The organism is Fictibacillus gelatini DSM 15865 (assembly GCF_000430745.1).
In the GTDB taxonomy this organism is placed as follows: Bacteria; Bacillota; Bacilli; order Bacillales; family Fictibacillaceae; genus Fictibacillus_A; species Fictibacillus_A gelatini.
Genome location: NZ_KE387233.1, coordinates 95774 through 119560, shown reverse-complemented (window position 1 = coordinate 119560; position 23787 = coordinate 95774). Strand labels below are relative to the sequence as shown.

The following is a 23787-nucleotide window of genomic DNA, read 5'->3' as shown; positions in this document are numbered from 1 at the left end:
GAACGCGTTCACTTGTTGCGCCGGTTGACGGAAGTCGAAGGCTTTGAACAGTTTTTGCATAAAACGTTTGTCGGGCAAAAACGCTTTTCCATCGAAGGTGTCGATGTGCTTGTCCCGATGCTTGACGATATTATTTTTGAAGGGGTCAGAGACGGGGCAAAAAATGTGATGATCGGCATGGCCCACCGGGGACGTTTAAATGTGCTGGCCCACGTATTAGGCAAGCCGTATGAAATCATCTTTTCGGAGTTCCATCACTCCCCGAATAAAGAATTGGTTCCATCGGAAGGATCGAAAGGAATCAACTACGGCTGGACGGGCGATGTGAAATACCATCTCGGCGGAGTACGCGCGATCAAGGAATCGAATTCATTGGAAGCCCGCTTGACATTAGCCAATAACCCGAGTCACCTTGAATTTGTCAACCCTGTCGTTGAAGGGTATACGAGGGCAGCGCAAGAAGACCGCACATCAGCTGGATTCCCGCAACAAGATGTGCAAAAATCGTTTGCCATTTTAATTCATGGCGATGCCGCATTCCCTGGTGAAGGAATTGTCGCTGAGACCTTGAATTTAAGCCGGTTGCGCGGGTTCCAAACAGGCGGAACGGTTCATATTATCGCCAACAATCTTATTGGATTTACAACCGATAGCGCGGATTCCCGTTCGACGAAGTACGCGAGCGACCTTGCGAAAGGATTTGAAATTCCGATCGTTCACGTGAACGCGGATGACCCGGAAGCATGCTTGACCGCGATGCATTTGGCTTATCAATATCGTAAACGTTTTAATAAGGATTTCCTTATCGATTTGGTCGGTTACCGCCGCTATGGCCACAATGAAATGGACGATCCGCATGCCACACAGCCGTACATGTATGGAATAATTGACAAGCATCCAACCGTGAAAAAACTTTATGGGGAAGTTTTACAGGCAAAAGGCATTCTTTCTGCTGAAGAGATCGAAAAAATTGAGCAAGAAGTTCAGGCCAATCTTCAGGCGGAATACGAAAAAGTGAAAAAAGACGGCGATCAAGAATTTGAAGAGCCATGCTTGCCTGAAAAATTGGCACATGGTCTGCCGGATGTCGACACCGCTGTGCCATTTGATGAACTTCAACAATTAAACAATGACCTGCTAGCCCGTCCGGAAGGCTTTACGGTCTACCCTAAATTGGATCGCATTCTTAAACGCCGGCGCAACGCCTTAGAAGAAGGCGGCAAAATCGACTGGGGCCATGCGGAAACATTGGCATTCGCCTCGATTTTAAAAGACGGTACGCCGATTCGTCTGACCGGGCAGGATTCCGAGCGCGGGACATTCGCCCACCGTCATATCGTTTTAAATGACAGCAAAACCGGCGAGAAGTTTTCGCCTATGCATGCACTTCCTTCGGCGAAGGCATCATTCGCTGTCCATAACAGCCCGCTGTCTGAAACGTCTGTCGTTGGATTTGAGTATGGCTATAACGTTTATGCACCGGAAACGCTCGTCCTCTGGGAAGCGCAATTTGGCGATTTCGCCAATGTCGCCCAGGTCATTTTCGACCAATTCGTATCGGCAGGCCGCGCGAAATGGGGCCAAAAATCCGGCCTTGTTCTATTGTTGCCGCACGGCTATGAAGGACAGGGGCCAGAACATTCAAGCGCCCGCCTGGAACGCTATTTGCAATTAGCGGCCGAAAACAACTGGACGGTTGCGAATTTAACGAGCGCGGCACAATACTTCCATATTTTGCGCCGCCAGGCTGCAATTTTAGAAAAAGACGAAGTGCGTCCGCTTGTCATTATGACGCCGAAAAGCTTACTTCGTAACCCAAGGGCGGCTTCAACGGCATTAGAATTAAGCAACGGCCATTTCTACCCGGTCTTAGAACAAGAAGGCCTTGGCAAGCATGCGGATCAAGTGGAACGGTTAATTTTATGTTCGGGTAAAGTAGCGATCGATCTGGCAACGGAAATCGAGGCGAAAGAAGAGAATTTCGACTGGCTTCATATCGCCCGCGTGGAAGAGCTTTATCCATTCCCGGAAAAAGAAATTCAAGCGATCATTAGCCGCTTTGCCAACTTGAAAGAAATCGTCTGGGTTCAAGAAGAGCCGAAAAACATGGGAAGCTGGATGTATATCGAGCCAAGAATCCGCGCGGTAGCGCCGGAGAATGTATCCGTCGATTATATTGGGCGTCCTGACCGCTCCAGTACAGCGAGCGGAGATGCCGAAGTCCATAAAAAAGAACAAGCGCACATTATGCATAAAGCACTAACTGCAAAAATTGCTGTCAACCAAGAAGGAGGTCATGGTCGTGGCTGAAGTCAAAGTACCAGAACTAGCAGAATCAATATCTGAAGGAACGATTGCACAATGGTTAAAAAATGTTGGAGATCAAGTCAATAAAGGCGATTACATCGTTGAGCTTGAAACCGACAAAGTCAATGTTGAAATTAGCGCGGAAGAAGACGGCGTGCTGCAAGAAATTTTAAAAGAAGCCGGAGATACAGTTGAAGTCGGCGAAGTGATCGCTGTGCTTGGAAGCGGAGCAGGAGCGGCTGCCCCGCAAAAACAAGAAGAACAACCGAAAGAAACGGCTGAAGCGCCGAAAGCAGCGGCAAAAGAAAAAGCGCCATCTGTTGAACCATCAACCACTCCTGCGGATCGCCCGGTTGCCTCTCCTGCGGCGAGAAAACTGGCGAGAGAACTTGGCATTGACTTAAATCAAGTGGAAACCCGTGATCCATTAGGAAGAGTCCGTCCGGAAGACGTGAAAGCACATGCGACGAAGCCGGCGCAACAAGCGCAGCCGCCAAAAGCAGCGGCACCTCAAGCAGCACCGGTTTCTCCTGACAAACCGGTGGAGCGCATTAAAATGTCCCGCCGCCGCCAAACGATCGCCAAACGCCTCGTTGATGTCCAACATACAGCGGCGATGTTGACAACATTTAATGAAGTGGACATGACGGCGATCATGGATGTCCGCAAACGCCGCAAAGATGCTTTCTTAGAACAACACGATGTGAAACTTGGCTTTATGTCGTTCTTCACAAAAGCGGTTGTCGGAGCGTTGAAGAAGTTCCCGCTATTAAATGCGGAAATTCAAGGCGATGAAATCTTAATGAAGAAATTTTATGATATCGGGGTAGCCGTTGGAACGGACCAGGGCCTTGTCGTACCGGTCGTACGCGATGCCGACCGCCTATCATTTGCCGGCATTGAACGTGAAATTGCCGATCTTGCAAAAAAAGCACGCAGCAACAAACTTACTCTTAATGAACTGCAAGGCGGAACGTTCACGATCACAAACGGCGGCATTTACGGATCGCTCATGTCCACGCCGATCTTGAATGCGCCACAAGTCGGAATCCTTGGCATGCACAGCATCCAATGGAGACCGGTTGCCATCGATAAAGATAAAATGGAAAACCGCCCGATGATGTACATCGCTCTATCTTACGACCACCGGATCGTCGACGGAGCAGAAGCGGTAAGCTTCCTCGTCGCGATTAAGAAAATGCTCGAAGATCCAGAGCAATTATTGCTAGAAGGTTAAACAAATAAATTTTTAAAATGGCTTCCTGGCAGGAAGCATGCTAGATTCTTGCCAGGAAGCCAAAAATATATCATAGAAGTTAAATGTTGAAACGCCCTTAATAATGGGACATAGATTTTAGGGAGAAGTGTCTATGGAAGCGAAATATTGCAAAGAATCTCGAGTGATTCGGACAAGCCGGGTATTCCCAAACGATGTTAATAACCACAATACGTTATTCGGCGGCAAGTTAATGAGTGATGTGGACCAGGTCGCCTCCATTTCCGCAGCGCGCCACAGTCGAAAAGAATGCGTAACTGCTTCAACAGATTCAGTCGATTTTTTGCATCCCATCCAGCCAACAGATTCGGTTTGTTTTGAATCTTATGTAACATGGACAGGCACATCGTCAATGGAAGTATTCGTGAAAATTATAGCTGAAGACTTAAAAAGCGGTGAGCGCAAAATTGCGGCAACTGCCCTCCTGACGTTTGTCGCACTTGATGAGAATAAACGCCCAACGCGTGTTCCGGAAGTCATCCCGGAAACAAAAGAAGAGAAAAAATTGCATGAAACCGCACCCGAGCGGGCAAGAATGCGGAAGGAAAGAAAACAAAAAAGTAAAGAATTAGCTGCGTTTTTGACGATCGCTTAAAAAATACCGGGCCGCAACGATTTTGCGACCCGGCATTTTTGGTAAAAAAAGGCGTGGATCGAATTATTATCCCAAAACGCCTTCCTGCTATGATGCTTCATAGTTATCAAAAGTATTGATTAAACAGTATCTTCAATTATGTTTTTAACCGCACGGTCTAATTGTTCAGCGGCAGCTCTTAACCTTTCTTTTTCCGTACATAATTTATTGATCGCTTCGTTTAACTGTTGATCCCTTAATGTAATCATTCTTGAAACTTCTTGCGGATTTGGCCCGCCCTGTACTTTTCTTCTTTTTACGAACTCGTTCGGGCATGTGATCGCTTCCCAATCTTTTTGTGAAACTTGAGCCGGGTACACATGCGCAATCATTTCATTTACTTCTTCAACCGAAAGCTCATGCAGCTCTTTGTTTTGGGATGTGCACGTTTTTGCAATGATGCTTGCGATTTTGTGTGATAAGCGAAACGGCACATGCTTCTCCCTCGCTAAGACGTCCGCCAATTCCGTAATTGTAATGCAAGATGTTCTTGCCCGCTTTGTCACTAGCTCTTCATTGACCGTCATTGTTCGAATAACCGCATGCATTAAATGCATCACCCGATTGGCTTTTTCATAACTGCGATATAAATGAGGCTGCAAGTCATCCTCCGTATCAACGATATCCCCGAACGGCGTATTATGGATCATTTGAATTGCAGATAGCGCTTCTCCAACTGAACTGCTTGCAAGCGAGCGGGAATGTTCAATCGACACCGGGTTTCGTTTTTGCGGCATGATGCTGCTAATTTGTACATAAGGATCGGCTACCCGAATAACACTAAATTCACGTGTTGCTTGCAGGAGAAAATCTTGAATCCACCTGCCTGCATTGGTCATTAGCGACAAGACGGAAGTCGCCGTCTCGATTAAATAGTCACCTGCGGCAATGGCATCATACGAGTTCTCAACAAGTTCTTGAAATCCTAATAACTCCCGGACCCGGTTGCGGTTGATCGGGAACCCTGTTGTCGATAGCGCCGCCGCACCTAGTGGCGAACGGTTCACGCATCTATAAGCAGACCATAATCGGTCAACATCCCTTGAGAGCACATCATGGATCGCAAGCAAATAGTGCCCTAACGTTGTCGGCTGGGCCGGCTGTGTATGCGTATAAGCCGTCATTACGGTATGCTTATGGCGGTTCGCTTGTTCCAATAATGCTTCTCCTACTTGCAAACTGCTTCCAATTAACTGCAAGATATGCTTTCGCAATACCATCCTATACATGGCCACACCCATATCGTTCCGGCTGCGGGCAATGTGAATTTTTCCTGCCAGGTCAGATCCGATTTCCTCGCTTATCTTCTGTTCCATCATAAAAAATAAATCCTCAAAATGCGGATCGTATTGCAAGCTGCGGTAATCCGTTTTTGATACGTTCTCAATTCCTTGCAGCATGACTTTCGCTTCGCTTTGCGGGATAATGTTTTGTTCGGTTAACATGACAACATGCGCCCGGTGGATTTTAAACATATCCGTAAACAAATAATCGCGTTGATCTTCAAAGACGTGGCGCAGCAAATGCTCAACATAGGATTTCCCTGGAAACTCAGAGCCTTCTTGCTCGATAAACTCTTCTTTTTTCATTATGCCGGTTCGCCCCTCCCTATTTAAAGACTAAAGTGACCGCTCCGCTTTCACACCGAAAAATTTGTTGGATATAAACAGCACAATGGCAATTAAACTAATTTGAATCATTCCATACGCTGCAGCCTGGCCCATATTAAACATCCGAAGCTGGTTCATAATTTCGATTGATATCGGCCGGTTGTTTAATGTATAAAGCAGCACCGATGTCGGAAATTCGCCAACTGCTTCTACAAACGCGAGCAATGTCCCGGAAAGAACGCCCGGCAGGACGAGTGGCAGTACGATCCTTCGAAACGTATAAAACCACTTTGCGCCTAAATTTCTCGCCGCTTCCTCCAACGAATCATCCAATTGTTCCAGCGCCGCATTTGTTGAACGGACAACAAGCGGGATATGGCGAATAAAGTAAGCCAGCGGCAAAATCCAAAACGTCCCTACTAGTATATGGCCGAACGTTAAGATCGATCGTTCATTGAATGCCAGAATAAGATTCATCCCGACAACGGTAGCCGGCAATGCCCATGGAAGCATGACCATACTATCAACCAGGTTTTTACCGATAAACTTGCGCTTCACTAGCACATAGGAAGTTATGACGCCAAATACCAGGTTTCCGAGTGTTGCAATAAATGCCAGCGTCAAACTGTGGCGCACGGGATCCCAAATAGCCGGGTCCTTAAATAGCAACATATAGTTTTCAAAATTAAAAACTGACGGATACGTTTGCCATGTCCACGTGCCGTCCAGAACAAGTGATAATACTAAAATCGTCGCATGAGGAAGCAGCAAAACAATAACCCCTATGACACCGATTGCGACCATCGTCCATTTGACAAACAGGTTCTTTACCTCGCTTCGGTGGGCACCGATTCCTTTCGCCTGCATCCGGTAATCTTTTCGATTTTGGTACCATCTCATAAATAATAAAAAGGAAATCGATACAATGGATAAAATGACGGATTGCGTAGCGGCCATCTCCATATTTCCGTTTATTTTTGAAAAATAAATTTGCAAACTTAAGACTCGAAATCCACCGGCGAGAAGAAACGGAGCGCTGAAGGACGCCATCGATGTCATAAATACGAGCAAGGATGCTCCTACTATCGCTGGTGTTAATAACGGCAAGGTGACTTTACGAAAAACCGTCAAGCGGCTTGCCCCTAAATTGAATGCGGCTTCTTCAAGCGACGGGTCAATATTTCGAATGGTAGAGGAAACGGTCATGTAAAAATAAACATACATCGTGTACGCATGAACGATTAAAATTCCGGATACGCCGCCGATTTTAAAAGGCACCTTTTCAAGTCCAAATAAATCCTTTATTGCATTTGGAATAAGACCTGACTCCCCGTATAAAAACATAAACGCCATCACGCCAACTAGTGAAGGAAGCACCATCGGCAAAATGGCAACACTTGAAAAAAAGCTGCGTCCCGGAAATTCATATTTATTAAAGATAAATGCCAGCGGAATGCCGATAAGGGCACTGCATAATACACTTAGCAGCGAAATATACACCGAGTTCCACAGCGCCTCTAAATTAGACAGGCTTTCCGGGCTAAAGAATGCCTTATAGTTGCCAACCCCTATGCTCCCTTTATAAAAGAAGCTTTCCCAAAGCGTCCGGATCGATGGATAAAGAACATAACCGACCAAAACAAGGACAACCGGAATAAGAAGGAACATCGTAAAACGCATCTCTTTATTTCTCATGGGCGCCCTCCCCCAATACATTCGGTATAATCCACACATATTCTCCAGGGAATCGGATCCAGACAGACTCGCCCTTTTTCCGCTCACTCCAAAGATGATTATTTAAAACAAGCGCCTGGATCGTTTGCTCTCCAACTTTAATAAATAGATGTTCCGCCGCACCCGTAAACTGAACCATCTCTATCGTTCCTTGAAAACAATTGGCTCCTTCTAATTCTTTTGTTGAAACTTCAACCGCTTCCGGGCGGATGGAGAGAGCGGAAGGAGTGTCTTTTATCGTATTCGAACGATCCTTTGGAATAACCATTTCCGTTGTTTCATCATTTTCTAACCGAACATAGATCTTTTCATCATCTTCCCTTGCCAATTGTATGGAAAGTAAATTCGTCTCACCGATAAACGAGGCGACAAAATCATTGGCTGGTTCATCATAAATTTGTTTCGGTGTCCCGACTTGCTGGCACTCCCCAGTGTTGAAAACAGCGATCCGGTCACTCATCGTTAAGGCTTCAACCTGATCATGCGTCACATAGATGGTTGTAATGCGATATTCTCTCTGCAAACGGAGGATTTCCGCCCTCATTTCATCGCGAAGTCTGGCATCCAAATTACTGAGCGGTTCATCCAATAACAGGATGTCCGGTTCAATGACAAGGGCCCGAGCCAATGCAACACGCTGTTGTTGGCCCCCGCTTAACTGGCTGACTTGCCGATCGATCAATTGTTCAAGCCGCACTTTGCGCAACGCTTCCTCAACCCGCGTTATGACCTCGCTTTTTGCGCATTTTCTTACCTTTAAACCAAAGGCTACATTCTCAAAGACGGTCATATGGGGAAAAAGGGCATAGTTTTGGAAAACCATGCCCGTATTCCGCTTTTCGGGGGCAACGCGTGTCATGTCTTTATCCCCAAAATGAATCGTACCGATTGTAGGATAATAGAATCCGGCAATCATCCGAAGTGTTGTAGTCTTCCCACAACCACTCGGCCCTAAAAAGGTGAAAAATTCTCCCTCTTTAATTTCAAGGTTCAACTCTTTTACGGCACTGAATGTATTAAATTTTTTTGTAACGTGCTTTAGCGTAATGGATGACATCGTCCTTGCCCCCTATACTTACTCTTTCTTCTCTTTTTCCTTGCTCTTAATGTTCGTATCCCAATACTCCATCCACTCATTCGTTTTTTTCTCAAACACGTTCCAGTCAATTTTCATCGGTTTAATTTCCGTATCCTCAATCCACTTCGGAAGACCATTGATGTCATTGCGCGTTGGGATCCGGTAATACTTTTCGGCTAGAATTTTGTTCGCTTCTTGCGAGTTGACAAATTCATAAAATTCCTTCGCCGCTTTCGGGTGCTTCGCTCCTTTCACAAGCGCAATTCCTTCCGTTAATACAGGCGTTCCGCTTTCCGGAATGACAAATTCAAACGGGTATTTCTTCTGTTCTTTTAGCATGACAACATCTGGCATATCCCAAACTGTAACGCTTCCTTCTCCTTTTGCTATTTTGTTGTACATGATTTCAGGATTTGCAGCGTATTCCTTTGTGCTGCTATCCAGCTTCTTTAGCCAGTCATAGCCTTTTTTCGGATCTTGCGTGTCTTTATAGTCTCGATAAATCATCGCGGCGAATATCGTTTGCATCGTTCCCGAGGCGAGAGGATAGCGGATAATAATGTTGTTTTTCCATTTTGGATCCAATAAATCGTCCCAATCTTTTGGGGCTTCTTCCTTCTTTACAAGCTTGGAATTGTACATAATGACTTCAGGTGTTTGGCTCGTTCCTGACCAGTACCAATCTTTGTCATGGAATTCATCTGCCAGCGCTTTCGAATAGCTCGGCTTGTATTTTTCAAGCAGCCCCTGGTCTTTTGCTTGATTAAAAAGAACAGAAGGCGCTCCCCACCAAATATCCGCTTGAGGGTTGTTTTTTTCTGAGCGGACGCGGTCGAAAACTTCTTGTGATCCTAAGTCCAGCCATTCGACGTCCACATTGTATTTTGCTTCAAACTTTTTCTCAAACTCTTGTAAAATATCTTTTCCGTGCGGTGAATAAATGACGACTTTCTCTTCTAAGCCTTTCTTATTCCCATTGGATCCGCCACCCGCCTTTTCACTGCTTCCCGCCATGCAGCCCGTCAATAGCAAGGAAAAGCCTAGCATTAGCGCAGATAAACCTATCCCTTTTTTCCCTATCATTTTTTAACCCCTCCTTGTCTTTTACTCTCCGTTATAATCCATTAAATTGGTAAAGATTCGATAGCCTCCCGGGACCTGGTTTTGGATTTGCCGGTACCAGACGAGGCTTGAATAAATGTATGTCCCTTTTCCGTAATGGGCGAGTAAAATGCCGCCATCGAACGGCTTTTCATTCGGGTCTGCCATACGCACCAATGGCTCAAATTGATCGGACCATTCACTAGGATAATAGAGTCCCCTTTCTTGAATCCAGTTGTCCCAATCTTTGTCCGTTATTTTGTTTGGCGTGTTAAAGAGTGCATGCTCTGGCTTCAATACCGTTACGTTTGCCTGCTCGTCGGTTACCCGCCATTGAATGGACGGACTCCCGATAACGAGTTTATATGGCGCTGTGGAGTCTGCGTCCCAATGATCTTCCGGTTTATTGTATTGAACGACAAGATGCCCCCCGTTTTTGACATAGTCTAGCAGTTTTTGATTATTGGCAAGCAAATCTTCCCTTGAAAGATAAGCGCGAATGCCGAGGACAATCGTGTCAAATTGCGAAAGGTCTGTCGTTTCCAATTGCCCTTCTGTCAAGCTTGCTATATTCATCCCAACTCTTCGCAACTCATCCGCGACATTGTCAAATCCGCTTTCAACATAGCCAATTTTCAAATTCTTATTGAAAGCGAGCGGGAATGAAACGCCTTTTGTTTTTGCATCATATAGATAATAGAATGTGCCAATATGATCGTAGTGAATGACTTGAACGGCCGTATTGACCATTCGCTGATGAACAACGGCAAACGGATCGAAAGTGAAGTTCCCTTCCTTTACGTCTTTAGGCGGCTTCACTGTAAACGTGACTGTTTTTTCTTCGTTTTGCTTAGTAAACGAAACTGGGACGGCACTTGGCGTTACCTTCCAATTTCTTGGCACCTTTAATGAGAGGACAGAATGCAACGGCCCTTTTTGGTAATTTTTCGCTTTAACGCTAACTTCCATTTTTTCTTTCACGTCAGCTGTATTGACAACAAGACTTTCGGGATCAGACTGGAGGCTAACTTCCGGCAGAACCGCTACCGTTTGTTTCGGCTCAAATTGATGGGTTGTTTTCGTCCGTTTCACGTCATACGTCACTTTTGAGTGGATGACCGGCGGATCATACGGCTGGTAATAGGATGCGTTTTTCGGAACATGAACGGTGAAGTGAATGACAGCCCTTTCCCCGGGTTTTACCGTTTTCGCTTGATCTTTTCTCGTTACTTTCCATTGCTCAGGGGCCGAAAGATTAACATTGACATGCTGGAGCGCCTTTTTCCCGTTGTTCGAAATCGTAACTTTCACTTTCGTCGATCCGTTTCTAACGAGTGTTGGATTTTCTACGTCTGTTTCAACTTTTACTTTTGAAGCGACTTCACTTAGTTTAGTTAACTGCTGTTCCTTAATTGATAAGCGGAAAAGCAAGTCTTCCTTTGTCGTTTTATCCATGTTGCTTGCCTTTACCATCTTCGCCACTTGCCGTTCATGCTGCAAGACATCATAGGTTAAATCAGCGATTTTGTCATCGTTCGGATAAAGGCTAATCAATTGTTCCAATTCATTTTGCAATTTCTTTAATTCGGTTGAAATCTTCGGTTCATTTGAAACGTTAGCGGCATATTCTTTAAAATTATATGGAATCGAATCAAACATGCTGCTTTCCTTTACCGGAATACCCATCACGGATTTCGCAAGGTTTAAATGAATCGTTCGAGGCTCGGCAGGGATTTTCTTCCCCATCCCCTGGCTTTTATGTAAGAATCGAGATTCTTCGCCGAGCTGCGGGTAAGTCATGCCATAAATGTCATCGTACATCCCGATTTCAAAAGAGGTCGTGGCACTGCTATCTGACGCAGGCAAGTATAACTTTTTAATTTGCCATGGACTCAGGCCCTCTTTTAGTTGTTCCGGGAAAACCTTAGGGTCAGCCGCGTCTTTGAATGCCCGGAGCGTCAAAACATTAACTGTTCGATGATGTCCGTGTTCAGTATTCACATTTAAAAACGACGGCATGATAATATCCGGCCGGTATGTGCGAATAATGCGGATCAATCGCTCATACGCGACATCTTCCCCCCATTTAGTTAACGTCTCTTCGACCGACTTTGAAAAGCCAAAATCATAAATTTCGTCGTCAGGCTTCTGGCTTAAATGAAAAACTTGAACGCCAGTAATTTTGGCTGCTTCCATCAATTCCCTTGAGCGAATAATTCCAAGGGCGTTTCCCAGTTCGTTCCCAATTTCGTTTTGTCCGCCTTCTCCCCGGTTTGCAAGCAGGCTTGCCGTTCGGACACCGCGGCCTCTTGATAAATAGGCGAGCATGTCACTTCGTTCATCGTCCGGATGCGCACCCGTATTCATAAAACTTACGATCGTGTCCAGCGGTTTCAGTGCCCCCCATAGTTCTACAGGCTTTTGGTCTTTTTCCTTTCCGTTTGCTTGAATAGGGACCATAAGTGAAACCAATAATAAAAAGCTGGCTAAACAAGAGAACCATTTTTTCCGCATTCGACAGACTCCTTTCAACTAAGAGTTTTCAAGACGCATTCCCTTTCCCTTAAAACTAATGAAACGGCTCCAAGCACGCCAATCTCCGAACCGAATGCTGACCTTTTCACTTCTGTCGGAACTGAGGCAAATTGCGAAATGATTTCTTCCAATCTTGGCAAATACCAATCGGCGCTTTTGGATATCCCACCCCCCAGAATAATCACCTCTGGATTTATAATTGAAATCACATTGGCGATGGCAAAGCCAATATGATCAATTACCTCTTCGATAATTTTTAAAGCTATAGGATCATCTGATTTCGCATAATCAAAAACATCTTTTGCAGTTAGGACTGCCTTCTCTTGCAACGGGTGATTCGATTGTTTCTTCAACGCTTGACTCGCCTTGTTGGCGATCCCCGCCCCTCCAGCATGGCGGTCCAAGAAGCCATACCCGCTATAAATTGGATCATCCTTTTGCTTTGCCTGATGAATATCTGTGACGAAGTAGCCAATTTCTCCAGCCGCCCAGGAAGACCCTCGATAAAGATTTCCTTCTAAAATCATGCCGCAGCCAATTCCAGTCCCTATTGAAATTAATACGACATTCGACATTCCTTTCGCTGCTCCTAACCATTGTTCTCCTAAAACGGCGACGTTGACATCGTTATCGATAAAAACCGGCCAGGGGAATATTTTTTCTGCCTCATGTTTCAGTGGGTGCATTTTCCATCTTAAGCTCGGCGCATCAATCACAATGCCGTCTTTTACATTTGTCATCCCGGGAACGCCGATTCCTATCCCGAGAACTTTTTTTTCATCAATATTCAGTTCAGCCAGCATTTGTTTGGCTACCATATTCACTTTGTGAAGGATCCCGCATTGAACTTCTTCTTGTGTGTGAAATAATGTTGTGGCCAGCAAATTCCCCGATAAGTCACTGATGGCCGCCAATGTTTTTGTTCCCCCGATATCCACTCCGATAACAAAACGAGCTTGATGGTTAAACGTGATCTGAATCGGTCTCCTCCCCCCCTGTGCTCCTGCAGTTCGAGCCCCAATTTCTTTAATCCATTCTTCCTGCAAAAGCTCCTCTACTATAGAAGAAACAGTAGGCTTGCTTATTTTGAGCTTTTCTGCGATTTCTGACCGGGATAGAGGCGAATCGTCTTGTATGCATTGCAAGATCAGACGCTTATTTTTTTCTTTCATAGTAAAAGGAGTTCCTTTTTCAAACACACTCATCTCTCATCTCCTTAATCAAACGTAAAAAGTCCCTCAACTCGTTTCATCCGTTATAGTTTCAGGCGACCGTTATTCGATCCTTCAACAAATACTCCCGAAGGTTAGTTTGTTACCTTTACTAACTTAATCGAGTCCATCATACTATTTATTTCCAGAATGAAAAAGACCTAATTTTAGAAATTTTCAAAACCAGGTCTTTCTCTCTAGTTACGGGACTAATGGATTAAAAACCGCACAAGATGATCCTCATGCGGTTTCCGTTCATTTTATATCAATGGTTCTTTTCCCTATCCTTTTTCTTATTAACGACTGAGCCGAAAGACTTATCTCTAAAACGATCTTATAAGAAGAGAACTCTGAACCCCCCTGAAAACTTTATTTATTCCGAAAGTCTGTAATAGATTTCCCATTTAGAATAGGGCACTATCCAATATGTTCTATTGATTGCGCGGGATTGAAAATGATTCGATTCTGCCGAAATTAAGTTTTGGAGGAGGTAGAATGGCAAAACAACGCATACCATGGTTTGATAATATGAAAGGGATTTTAATCTTTCTAATGGTATTTGGACATTTAATTGAAACGTATCGTGACAGTTATTTCTCGGCTCATTATTTATATAACGTGATCTATTCCTTTCACATGCCCTTATTTATTTTAATAAGCGGATATTTTTTTCGCCCCAACCGAATTGACCGAATCGTGCAAGTACTATCCGTTTTTGTCATTTGGCAACTAATCAATGGCGTGTTTCAGAAATTAATCAATGATAATGAAATCGTAAGCTTTTCATCAGATAGCCGAATCATGGATATTTTTGATCCGTATTGGGCGATGTGGTTTTTATTAGGGATTGCCGTTTGGAGCGCGATCACACCTTACGTATTGCGACTTCGCTATCCTTTGCTTATTGCGTTAGGATTAGCGATCTGGATTAGCTATGTAGATGATGTAACAAAATGGTTTTCGTTACGTAAATTAATTAACTTTTATCCTTATTTCTTAATTGGCTACTATTTAGCGAATAAAAACATCGTAATGTCTCTTAAAAAGAGAGCGCATTCATGGAAACAGCCGTTTCGCTGGGGTGCCATTGCCATTGTGCTCGCCTATTTCGGTTCGGCCTTGTTCTTAACAAAAAAAGGCGGCTTTACGGAGCTATTATTTATGAGCAAATCCTACGATTATTTCGACTGGTCCTTTCTCAAAGGCGGAACGATCCAGCTTATTCTTTATGGGGCTATAACCATTTTATCTATTGCATTAATGCTATTAGTGCCGCAAGAAAAGAAGCTCGCTTTCTTTAATAAGCTAGGTGTGTATTCGCTTTTCATTTATATGATTCATACGAATATTGTCCGTTTATTCCGCAAATTTGAAACCGAATTATTAACCCTTCATATAGCTCTGGCATTAGTGATTTGCTTGCTATTTGCTGCAGCAATTTGTTGGCTAGTCACACGACAACCTGTTCTCAACTTCTTTAAACCTTTAATACAGCCAAAAATGCGCTGGTCATTAAAGCAAGTTAACGACCATTCAAAGCAAAAAGAAGTCGCTTCTTGAAACAACTGCACCCCAACTTTATCAATGAGGGGTGCAGTTGTTATTTTGTATGCTATACCACTTCTAAATTTTACATTCAAAAGTCTAATTACTGAATTCAAGAAAAAAGTAATAGAAAATCTTTTCAAATGGAACGTCCTATTATATAATATTTAATGCACTGTATTTTGAATTGACAAATGAAAAAATAAGGCTCCGTAGCTCAGTGGATAGAGCGTCGGTTTCCTAAACCGTGCGTCGGAGGTTCGAGTCCTCTCGGGGCCGCCATACATACAAAATTAACTCTACATTACAACAATCAATTAACTGTAGGTATGAACACGTCACTTTTTCAATTTCAAAATAATAGGATCATGTATTCTGGCACCGTAGCAAGTAGCCCTCCAGCCGTTATAGACTGAAGGGTTTTTATTATTTCTTTACATGCTTCTTTACAATTTGGAAAGAAAGTAACAACAAATGAACGAGGCTCGCGCATTATGAACAAACGTTTTACAACACCTTGAACATCAAATGAGCAGGCCGAGTTTTGAAACGTGGTTAAAACATACAACTGTAAAAGAGAGGAACGGTGACAGCTTAATCGTTTTAGCCCGCAATGAATTCAGCAAGGATTGGCTCGAAGCAAGGTATTCCTCTTTCAAACTGGAATCACGGCTTAGCTGGGGAATCACAACGAACATTCAACCGCCCGATGAAGACTTACAATATAAATTAATCGATTTTTACTGTAAAAGAGAGGGAATTAGTTTGCCAGAGAAATTAATTGAACACTATAATCGACAGTCTTTCAATAACGTGTCCGAATTGTTTTCAACATTAAAAAATGCGGCCACCCATGAAGAATTAACAAATCAATGGCCCGCTATTGAAGAAGAACATCCTGACGTTTCAATAAAAAGCAAGTTTTACGAGAATGATCAATCTATTGAAAATCAACATGAGTTGATGTCGAAGAATGAGGATCCTTTTTCCGATAGTTTCGATGATAAAATTGAGTCTTCTTTACACGATATCCCTGAAACGAGCCATGAAATGAATTTAATGTACGAAAAACAAATTGCAGCCTTGAACGAAAAAATGAGTACATTAATGAACAAACTTGAAAAACTCGAAACAGAAGTCAACATATTAAAGGAACATAAGTAGTAAAACTTATGTTCCTCGTTTTTTTATCGAGATAATTCGTTTAGCTGGTCAAAAAAGCCAGGGTAAGATACGCGAACGGCATCGCTGTTGTTGATGGTCATTTCGCCAGTTGCGATGCATGACGCAATTCCGAGCATCATACCGATCCGGTGATCGCCGTGGCTATCGACAGAACTTGCCACTAAACGGGTTTTCCCGTGAATGATCATGCCATCCTCTGTTGCTTCAATGTTAGCGCCAAGTTTCTTCAGTTCATTGACGACCGTGTCAATCCGGTTCGTTTCCTTTACTTTTAGCTCGGCAGCGTCTTTAATGACCGTTGTCCCTTCCGCCTGTGTCGCCATAAGGGCGATAATTGGAATTTCATCGATTAATCGCGGAATGAGTTCTCCACCAATTTCAATGCCTTTTAGAGAAGATTTTTTAATATGAAGATCCGCAAATGGTTCAATCGCTTCGTTTTGTGCATTTTCAATCGAAAGATCCGCTCCCATCAGCTGCAAAACATCAATGATGCCCGTGCGGGTAGGATTCATTCCGACTTTTTGAATCGTCAGCTCGCTTTCCGGAACGATCGCCCCGGCTGCCAAAAAGAAAGCGGCAGAAGATATGTCGCCGGGAACCTCAATGTTCGTTCCTTTCAGCTTCTGCTTTCCTTCGATGGAAACCGTCAATCCATCGACCTGGACATTGACGCCAAACGCCTGAAGCATTCGTTCGGTATGATCCCTTGATTTATGCGGCTCGGAAACGGAAGTCACACCTTCCGCCCCTAATCCGGCAAGCAAGATAGCGGATTTTACCTGGCCGCTCGCGACCGGAGATGTATATTGGATGCCTTTCGTATTTCCGCCGCGAATGCTGAGCGGTGTGAAATTGCCTTCTGCACGGCCATCAATCGCCACCCCCATTTCAGTAAGCGGAACCGTCACCCGCTTCATCGGCCGCTTCGCAATCGATTTGTCACCGATAATGCAAGAATGGAACGGCGTATTCGCCAGGGCACCTAACATTAGCCGGATCGTTGTTCCTGAATTGCCGACATCGAGCACTTCTTGAGGCTCTTTTAACCCTTCAATTCCATTGCCGTCAATTTCGACATAATCGTCTTCTTGATGAATATTGACTCCAAGTTTTCTGAAACAATCAATTGTACTCAGGCAGTCATCGCCCGGTAAAAATCCGGTCACTTTTGTTTTCCCCTCGGCGATAGCGCCAAACATGACGGAACGGTGGGATATGGATTTATCGCCTGGAACTTTCATTACACCTTTTAATCGTTGTACATGAGATAATTTCATATTGTTTTGTCCCCCCTCCTACATCGTGATGTATGACTCATAGTTATTTTCTTCTAAACATGCTTTAGCCTTCGCCCGATCATCTTCCGTTTGAAAACTGATCCTCAACACTCCTAACACATCTTCCCTCGCTTCGATGATCCGTATGTTCGTAATGCTGATTCGCTCAATGGCGAGCAATGTCGTAACATGCGAGATGACTCCCACCCGATCGGGCACATCGACATATAAGTCGTAAAACGATCGGATCGCACCTTTGGAACCGGACGGCAACGAATCGCGAAACGCTTTTGCACCGGCGAAATAGTTAAACAGCTCCTCACTGTCTCCTTTTTCAACAAGGTGGCGAACTTCTTCCATTTCCATCATCCATTCATTTAATAAGGAAAGAAGTGTTTTTCGGTTTTGCTTAACGATGTCCCTCCACATGTGCGGACTGCTTGAGGCGATTCTCGTGATATCGCGGAATCCACCGGCGGCAAGGCCGCTCACAAGCTCATTTTCATTCGCATGGCTCTCCACCTGGCGGACAAGGCTAGCAGCAACAATGTGAGGAAAGTGGCTGACGATGCCTGTCAGTAAATCATGCTCGCTGGCGTCAAGAGTGAGAAAGTTTCCTTTCGTCCCTTTCAGCCATTCTTTTAATTCCTCTACCTTTTCCTTTTTCGTCTCCGGATGTACCGTTAACATGTAATAGGCGTTTTCAAACAAATGCGCTTTAGCGCTACCTACTCCTGTTTTATGGGATCCCGCCATCGGGTGGCCGCCGATAAACGCAATGCCCTTTTCGATAAGAGGCTCTGCCCTTCTCATAATTTTTTCTTTTGTGCTGCCCACATCCGTAATGATGACATTCTCTTTCAATTCCCAATGAATGAATTGATCGATGAATTTCTCCGCTTCCTCTACGGGAACAGCCAGAATGATCAAATCTGCCTGCTCCGCTTCTGCTTGTAAGCTTTCGGCGCATTCATCAATGACATGCATCGCTTTTGCGAGCTTGCAGTGGTCCCTATTCACATCAAAGCCGATAATCGTTACTTCTTCATGTTCTTTTTTAATTGAAAGGGCAACCGAACCGCCGATTAAACCCACTCCTATCAGTAATACGCGTTTCTCCACTCCGATTGTCTCCTCTTATCTCTATCCAAATTTGATCGCGTCTTAAAAGGCGGGCTATTTAAGATTTAAGCTTGAACGGTAATCAATTCTTTCAACGCCTCTAACACGCCATCATTTTCTTCTTTCGTTCCAACGGTAATGCGTACGCCTCCTTTTTGCGGGCGAACGATATATCCTTTTTGCTGAAGAAGCTGGAACACTTCCATCGGGTCTTTGCCCGGATCCATAAAGATGAAATTACATTGCGAAGAATAATATGGAAGTTGATGCGTTTCGCAAAACGTATAATACTGCTGCAAACCTTTCCGATTTTCCTCTACACAAAATTCGATAAACGCTTGATCATCAAGCGCCGCCATGGCAGCTATTTGCGCAAACGTTGAAGTATTAAATGGCAGCCTTGCCACGTCCAGCTTTTGCATGAACGACGCATGTCCGATCGTATAACCGATACGGAATGCGGCAAGACCATAGGCTTTTGAAAATGTGCGCATGATCAACAAGTTTTCATAATCATTTAAAAGGGGAATCGACTCCGGATAGTCCTGCGCTACCGCATATTCATAATAAGCTTCATCTAAAACGACGAGCGTTTCTTTCGGGACGTGCTCTAAAAAGTGTTTCAGTTCCGTTTCATTAACATAGGTGCCTGTCGGGTTATTCGGATTGCAAATCCAGACGATAGCAGTTTGCTCATCCACTTGCGCAAGCATCGCCTCTAAATCGTGACAGCCGTTTTTCAGCGGCACTTCACGAATTTCTGCCTGTTCGATAACGGCATGATGCTTATATTGCGGAAACGTTTGTTCAGCCATGACAACATTTGTATCAGGCGAAAGCAATGACCGGCTGATGATTTGAATCATTTCATCCAATCCGGCGCTGAAAATAATCTGTCCCAGTTCGACGCCTACATGCCTGGCGAGCTTTTCACGAAGCTGAAAAGCTGCTCCATCCGGATAAAGCGCGTAATCGGTAAAGTCGTTTAATGCTTCACGCACTTTTGGCGAACAACCGTATGGATTTTCATTTGACGCTAATTTGGCGATTTTCGTCAAGCCAAACTCTCTTTTCACCTCATCGATCGATTTTCCCGGTTGATAGGCTTTCAATGATAACAACTGTTTTTTCACTTTCATAAAACTACACCTCCGCGATGAATTCATTTAATAATGGAAGAATGAGATCATCTGACACTTTTACAACTTCTAAATGACCTACTTCTTTCATTAATACCATGCGAATGTTGCCGTATCCTGCTTTTTTATCTTTTTTCATGTTTTGTAATAAATTTTTCGCATTCAAATTTGGAGGCAAATGCGGAAATCCGTAAGAATTAAACCACTTTTTCATTTCTTCATATTGTAAATCTTTTTCATAGACAATTTCACTTAATCGTGTCGCAAATAACATTCCGATTGCGACCGCATCGCCATGTGATACGTTTCCGTAGCCCAATTCCGTTTCGATTGCGTGGCCTAACGTATGGCCGAAATTTAGATGCGCGCGGATGCCGTGTTCTTTTTCATCTTGCAAAACGACATTCGCTTTGACGGCGATCGCCCGCTTTAAGGCGTAAACAAGTTTTTCGCCACGCAAATCTTTTACGGATTTAATCTCGCTCTTAAGCCATTCATAAAGCTCAGGATCGCCTATAAAGGAATGTTTGATCATTTCAGCAAAACCTGAACGCCATTCTTCTTCAGGCAATGACTCTAAAAACGGAAGATGATAAATGACCGCCTCAGGCTGATGGAACGCGCCGATCATGTTTTTTCCAAGCGGATGGTTTACCGCCACTTTCCCGCCTACCGCACTATCATGAGCCAATAGCGTCGTAGGAATTTGAATGAAGCGGATGCCCCGCATAAACGTCGCTGCGACAAATCCGGCCAAATCTCCGATCATTCCGCCGCCAAGGGCGAGAATCAATGAATGACGGTCAAGTCCGGATTCCAAAGCATACGTCTGGCAATCATAATAGTTTTCAAACGACTTGGACGATTCGCCGCTCGGGATGACCTTCGTAAACACCTTATGATGATGGCCTGCCGCTTGTTTGACCGTGTCGAGGTAAAGATCGGCGACCGGTTGCTCGGAAATAATAAGAATGTTCGAGACATCAGGAGTCAAATCAGCGAGGAGTGAGCCTAACCCTTTAATCGCGTCATTTCCTAAATAAAGCGGATATTCTTTTGACTTCGTTTTAATGGCCATGGTTTCCATTAAAATTCCCTCGATCGCTTCTTATGGTTTTCAATATTTTCTTTTATGCAATCGATTCGATCTTTGCCAAATTGATCGACAAGCGCTTTGGCAAGCTCCCAGGCAACAACCGCTTCTGCAACGACGCTTGCGGCAGGCACTGCACAGCTGTCAGAGCGTTCAATGCTTGCTTTAAACGGTTCTTTCGTATCGATATCGACGCTTTGAAGCGGCTTATAGAGCGTCGGGATCGGCTTCATCACCCCGCGAACGACGATCGGCATGCCTGTTGTCATCCCGCCTTCAAATCCGCCGGCATTGTTCGTTCTTCTCGTATATCCGTTCTCGGCATCCCATAAAATCTCATCATGGACGAGGCTTCCCGGCTTATGCGCAGCATCAAAACCGATTCCGATTTCAACACCTTTAAAGGCATTAATGCTGACGATAGCGGCGGCCAGTTTCGCATCAAGCTTTTCGTCATAATGAACATAGCTTCCAACTCCGACCGGCATGCCTTCAACAACCACTTCAACAATCCCGCCGATCGAATCGCCGTTTTCTTTTGCGTCATCAATGGCTTTCATCATTTTTGCTTCCGCTTCTTTATCAAGACAGCGCACAGGTGAAGCTTCCGTTTTTTCTTGAAGCTCTTCAATTGACTCGTATTCGGTATGGCTTGCTTTCACGCCGCCGATTTCAATGACATGGCCGGCCACTTTCACGCCCAGCTCTTCTAAAATTCGTTTCGCTACTGCTCCTGCGGCCACTCTGACAGTCGTTTCACGCGCTGATGATCTTTCGAGCACATTGCGCATATCGCGGTGACCATATTTAATCGCGCCATTTAAGTCGGCGTGTCCCGGCCTAGGTCTGGTGATCTGGCGTTTTACTTCCTGCGCTTCACCTTCGCTTAGCGGCTCAGCCCCCATAATTTTTGTCCAATGGGTAAAATCCCGGTTTTCAACGGCTAAAGTTATCGGCGAACCTAAAGTTACACCATGGCGCACTCCGCTCAAAATTTGCACTTGATCCTTTTCAATCTGCATCCTTCTACCGCGGCCGTGGCCTTTTTGCCTGCGCGCCAGTTCAACGTTAATGTCCTCTGCAATGAGCGGAAGACCTGCCGGAACTCCTTCAAGTATGGTCGTTAATTGCGGGCCGTGTGATTCCCCTGCTGTTAAATATCTCATTTTCTCTCTCCTCCTCTATTTCTATCAAAACTCCGGTTAATTGCCCCCCGGAAGGAATTCCTTTCCAAAATATCAAAAATCGCCCCTGCATAATCGCAGGGGCGATGTTCATCGCGGTACCACCCTAATTGTGGAAAAACTCCACCTCTTCATTTCGATAACGGCTTTGCCGCCTTTTCTTAATAGACAAAATAATACGTCGTTGGGAAAAGATGCTCAAGGGGTAATTCGCGTTCAACTTTGTACTGATTTTCCACCGACCATCAGTTCTCTGGGTAACAGGGAGATGAACACTACTTTAACCTTTCATCGCGTTTTTTTTATTTGATTTATAAGAAGTTGTACCATGAAAGAGCTCTTGTTGTAAAGAGGTAATTTGTATTTTTAAAAAATTTCGAAACAACCGTGAAAAACTTTAAAATTTTTTCTTGACAGTTGAATGATTTCTGGTTTACAGTATAACACAATATCGAACCATTCGTACACAGATTAATGCGTTAAAGCTCGAAAGCATTCTACTTTAACGCTTAAAAACAATATAAAAAACCGGGGAGGAACTTAAAGTGTCAAACAACGAGCTTGAAGTATTGCGTTCTGAAATGGATCAAGTGACATTGCAAATTTTAGAGTTATTAAATGAACGCGGCAATATTGCGAAAAAGATTGGAAAAATAAAAGAAGCGCAAGGAGTGAAGCGTTTCGATCCTGTTCGCGAGCGGAACATTCTTGATCTTGTCGCGAATAACAATAACGGACCTTTCGAAACGTCTACACTGCAACATATTTTCAAACAAATTTTCAAAGCGTGTTTGGATCTTCAAGAAACCGATAACCGAAAAGCGCTACTCGTATCCCGCAAGAAAAAACCTGAAGATACGGTCGTATCTGTAAAAGGTGAACATATTGGCGACGGAAATACGCATTTCGTAATGGGCCCATGTGCAGTAGAAAGCTACGAGCAAGTGAAATCTGTTGCGCAGGCAATGAAAGAGCGAGGACTTAAATTGCTTCGCGGCGGCGCATTTAAGCCGCGTACCTCCCCATATGACTTCCAGGGCCTTGGCATCGAAGGGTTGAAGATTTTGCGTCAGGTTGCGGACGAACTTGACATGGCGGTTGTCAGTGAAATTTTAAATCCGAATGATATTGAAATGTCATTGGATTATGTTGATGTCATCCAAATCGGGGCGCGCAACATGCAAAACTTTGAATTATTGAAAGCGGCAGGATCGGTTTACAAACCGGTATTATTAAAACGCGGACTGTCGGCGACAATCGAAGAATTCATGTATGCTGCTGAATACATTCTTGCTCAAGGTAATGACCAGATCATTTTATGCGAACGCGGCATTCGCACGTACGAGAAAGCGACCCGCAACACATTGGATATTTCCGCTGTTCCAATTTTGAAGAAGGAAACACATTTGCCTGTCGTTGTTGACGTAACGCATTCTACTGGACGCAAAGACTTACTACTTCCATGTGCAAAAGCGGCGATTGCGATCGGTGCCGATGCGGTCATGGCAGAAGTGCATCCAGATCCGGCTGTTGCACTTTCCGACTCTGCTCAACAAATGGATATTCCTCAATTCCATCAATTTATGGATGATCTCGAAGCGTTTTTAAAACGCCAACCACAAGGAGCTCATGTGTAATTTTTAAAAAAGGAGTGGTCTCGCATTGACCGCTCCTTTTTGCTATTTTCAAACCGCTTCCGGGTTCTTTTCTCTAACGGTTTTCCCATCATGATCAAGTTGATCGTTGCTTTTCG

At 44.3% G+C, this 23787-nt stretch carries 16 protein-coding genes, 1 tRNA gene, 1 pseudogene and 1 other annotated feature; of the genes and pseudogenes, 7 read left to right on the top strand and 11 right to left on the bottom strand.

Going from position 1 to position 23787, the window contains the following annotated elements; translation table 11 throughout:
• From H538_RS24760 to H538_RS0121625, 3 genes are all read left to right on the top strand, one after another.
• Positions 1 to 2310, top strand: a 2310-nt coding sequence (locus H538_RS24760; protein WP_035351948.1) for a 2-oxoglutarate dehydrogenase E1 component, incomplete at its 5' end; no start/stop codon positions are given.
• Positions 2303 to 3544: a 2-oxoglutarate dehydrogenase complex dihydrolipoyllysine-residue succinyltransferase gene (gene odhB / locus H538_RS0121630; RefSeq protein WP_026679360.1), complete on the top strand. Its 1242-nt coding sequence runs from the start codon at positions 2303 to 2305 to the stop codon at positions 3542 to 3544. The genes H538_RS24760 and odhB, both read left to right, overlap by 8 nt.
• 133 nt (positions 3545 to 3677) lie before the next feature.
• Positions 3678 to 4178, top strand: coding sequence for an acyl-CoA thioesterase (locus H538_RS0121625; protein WP_026679359.1), 501 nt, complete (start codon positions 3678 to 3680; stop codon positions 4176 to 4178).
• Between the two features lie 119 nt (positions 4179 to 4297).
• On the opposite strand, the gene argH is transcribed toward H538_RS0121625, so the two are convergent.
• The 6 genes from argH to H538_RS0121595 are packed head-to-tail and all read right to left on the bottom strand — an operon-like array spanning position 4298 to position 13480.
• A complete protein-coding gene (gene argH, locus H538_RS0121620; RefSeq protein ID WP_026679358.1) occupies positions 4298 to 5806 on the bottom strand; it encodes an argininosuccinate lyase in 1509 nt (502 codons plus the stop codon).
• Positions 5807 to 5836: 30 nt separating this feature from the next.
• Positions 5837 to 7522, bottom strand: a complete 1686-nt coding sequence (locus H538_RS0121615; protein WP_026679357.1) for an ABC transporter permease — start codon at positions 7520 to 7522, stop codon at positions 5837 to 5839.
• Positions 7512 to 8618 (bottom strand): ABC transporter ATP-binding protein, encoded by a 1107-nt coding sequence (locus tag H538_RS0121610; RefSeq protein WP_026679356.1) that lies wholly within the window; start codon positions 8616 to 8618, stop codon positions 7512 to 7514. Before H538_RS0121610 ends, H538_RS0121615 begins: the two co-directional genes overlap by 11 nt.
• An 18-nt stretch (positions 8619 to 8636) precedes the next feature.
• Positions 8637 to 9722, bottom strand: a complete 1086-nt coding sequence (locus tag H538_RS0121605) for an extracellular solute-binding protein (protein ID WP_026679355.1) — start codon at positions 9720 to 9722, stop codon at positions 8637 to 8639.
• A 21-nt stretch (positions 9723 to 9743) separates the two neighbouring features.
• Entirely contained in the window at positions 9744 to 12254 is a 2511-nt protein-coding gene (locus tag H538_RS0121600) for a PIG-L family deacetylase (RefSeq protein WP_026679354.1), read from the bottom strand.
• A 14-nt stretch (positions 12255 to 12268) separates the two neighbouring features.
• The gene (locus H538_RS0121595; protein ID WP_051291621.1) at positions 12269 to 13480 is read right to left on the bottom strand and encodes an ROK family transcriptional regulator; all 1212 of its coding nucleotides are present in this window, start codon (positions 13478 to 13480) and stop codon (positions 12269 to 12271) included.
• 501 nt (positions 13481 to 13981) lie between these two features.
• Here H538_RS0121595 and H538_RS0121590 point away from each other — a divergent pair.
• The 3 genes and pseudogenes from H538_RS0121590 to H538_RS0121580 form a co-directional block, all read left to right on the top strand.
• Positions 13982 to 15046, top strand: a complete 1065-nt coding sequence (locus H538_RS0121590; protein ID WP_026679352.1) for an acyltransferase family protein — start codon at positions 13982 to 13984, stop codon at positions 15044 to 15046.
• A 191-nt stretch (positions 15047 to 15237) separates the two neighbouring features.
• Positions 15238 to 15313, top strand: a tRNA-Arg gene (locus tag H538_RS0121585).
• A gap of 231 nt (positions 15314 to 15544) precedes the next feature.
• Positions 15545 to 16195 (top strand): annotated as a pseudogene (locus H538_RS0121580) (DnaA N-terminal domain-containing protein); the annotation flags it as partial.
• A 23-nt stretch (positions 16196 to 16218) separates the two neighbouring features.
• Here the strand turns inward: H538_RS0121580 and aroA are convergent.
• The 5 genes from aroA to aroC all read right to left on the bottom strand — a co-directional run bounded on the left by aroA (position 16219) and on the right by aroC (position 22016).
• Positions 16219 to 17496: a 3-phosphoshikimate 1-carboxyvinyltransferase gene (gene aroA / locus H538_RS0121575; RefSeq protein ID WP_026679350.1), complete on the bottom strand. Its 1278-nt coding sequence runs from the start codon at positions 17494 to 17496 to the stop codon at positions 16219 to 16221.
• An 18-nt stretch (positions 17497 to 17514) separates the two neighbouring features.
• A complete protein-coding gene (locus H538_RS0121570) occupies positions 17515 to 18618 on the bottom strand; it encodes a prephenate dehydrogenase (protein WP_026679349.1) in 1104 nt (367 codons plus the stop codon).
• Between the two features lie 65 nt (positions 18619 to 18683).
• A complete protein-coding gene (gene hisC / locus H538_RS0121565) occupies positions 18684 to 19757 on the bottom strand; it encodes a histidinol-phosphate transaminase (protein ID WP_026679348.1) in 1074 nt (357 codons plus the stop codon).
• A 4-nt stretch (positions 19758 to 19761) separates the two neighbouring features.
• The gene (aroB, locus tag H538_RS24755; protein ID WP_051291620.1) at positions 19762 to 20844 is read right to left on the bottom strand and encodes a 3-dehydroquinate synthase; all 1083 of its coding nucleotides are present in this window, start codon (positions 20842 to 20844) and stop codon (positions 19762 to 19764) included.
• The gene (gene aroC / locus H538_RS0121555; RefSeq protein ID WP_026679347.1) at positions 20844 to 22016 is read right to left on the bottom strand and encodes a chorismate synthase; all 1173 of its coding nucleotides are present in this window, start codon (positions 22014 to 22016) and stop codon (positions 20844 to 20846) included. Before aroC ends, aroB begins: the two co-directional genes overlap by 1 nt.
• Positions 22017 to 22110: 94 nt before the next feature.
• Positions 22111 to 22335 (bottom strand) — a binding site (T-box leader).
• Positions 22336 to 22579: 244 nt separating this feature from the next.
• Here aroC and H538_RS0121550 point away from each other — a divergent pair.
• Positions 22580 to 23671 carry a bifunctional 3-deoxy-7-phosphoheptulonate synthase/chorismate mutase gene (locus tag H538_RS0121550; RefSeq protein ID WP_026679346.1) on the top strand — a complete coding sequence of 364 codons (1092 nt, stop codon included), beginning with the start codon at positions 22580 to 22582 and terminating at the stop codon, positions 23669 to 23671.
• Positions 23672 to 23787: the final 116 nt, after the last annotated feature.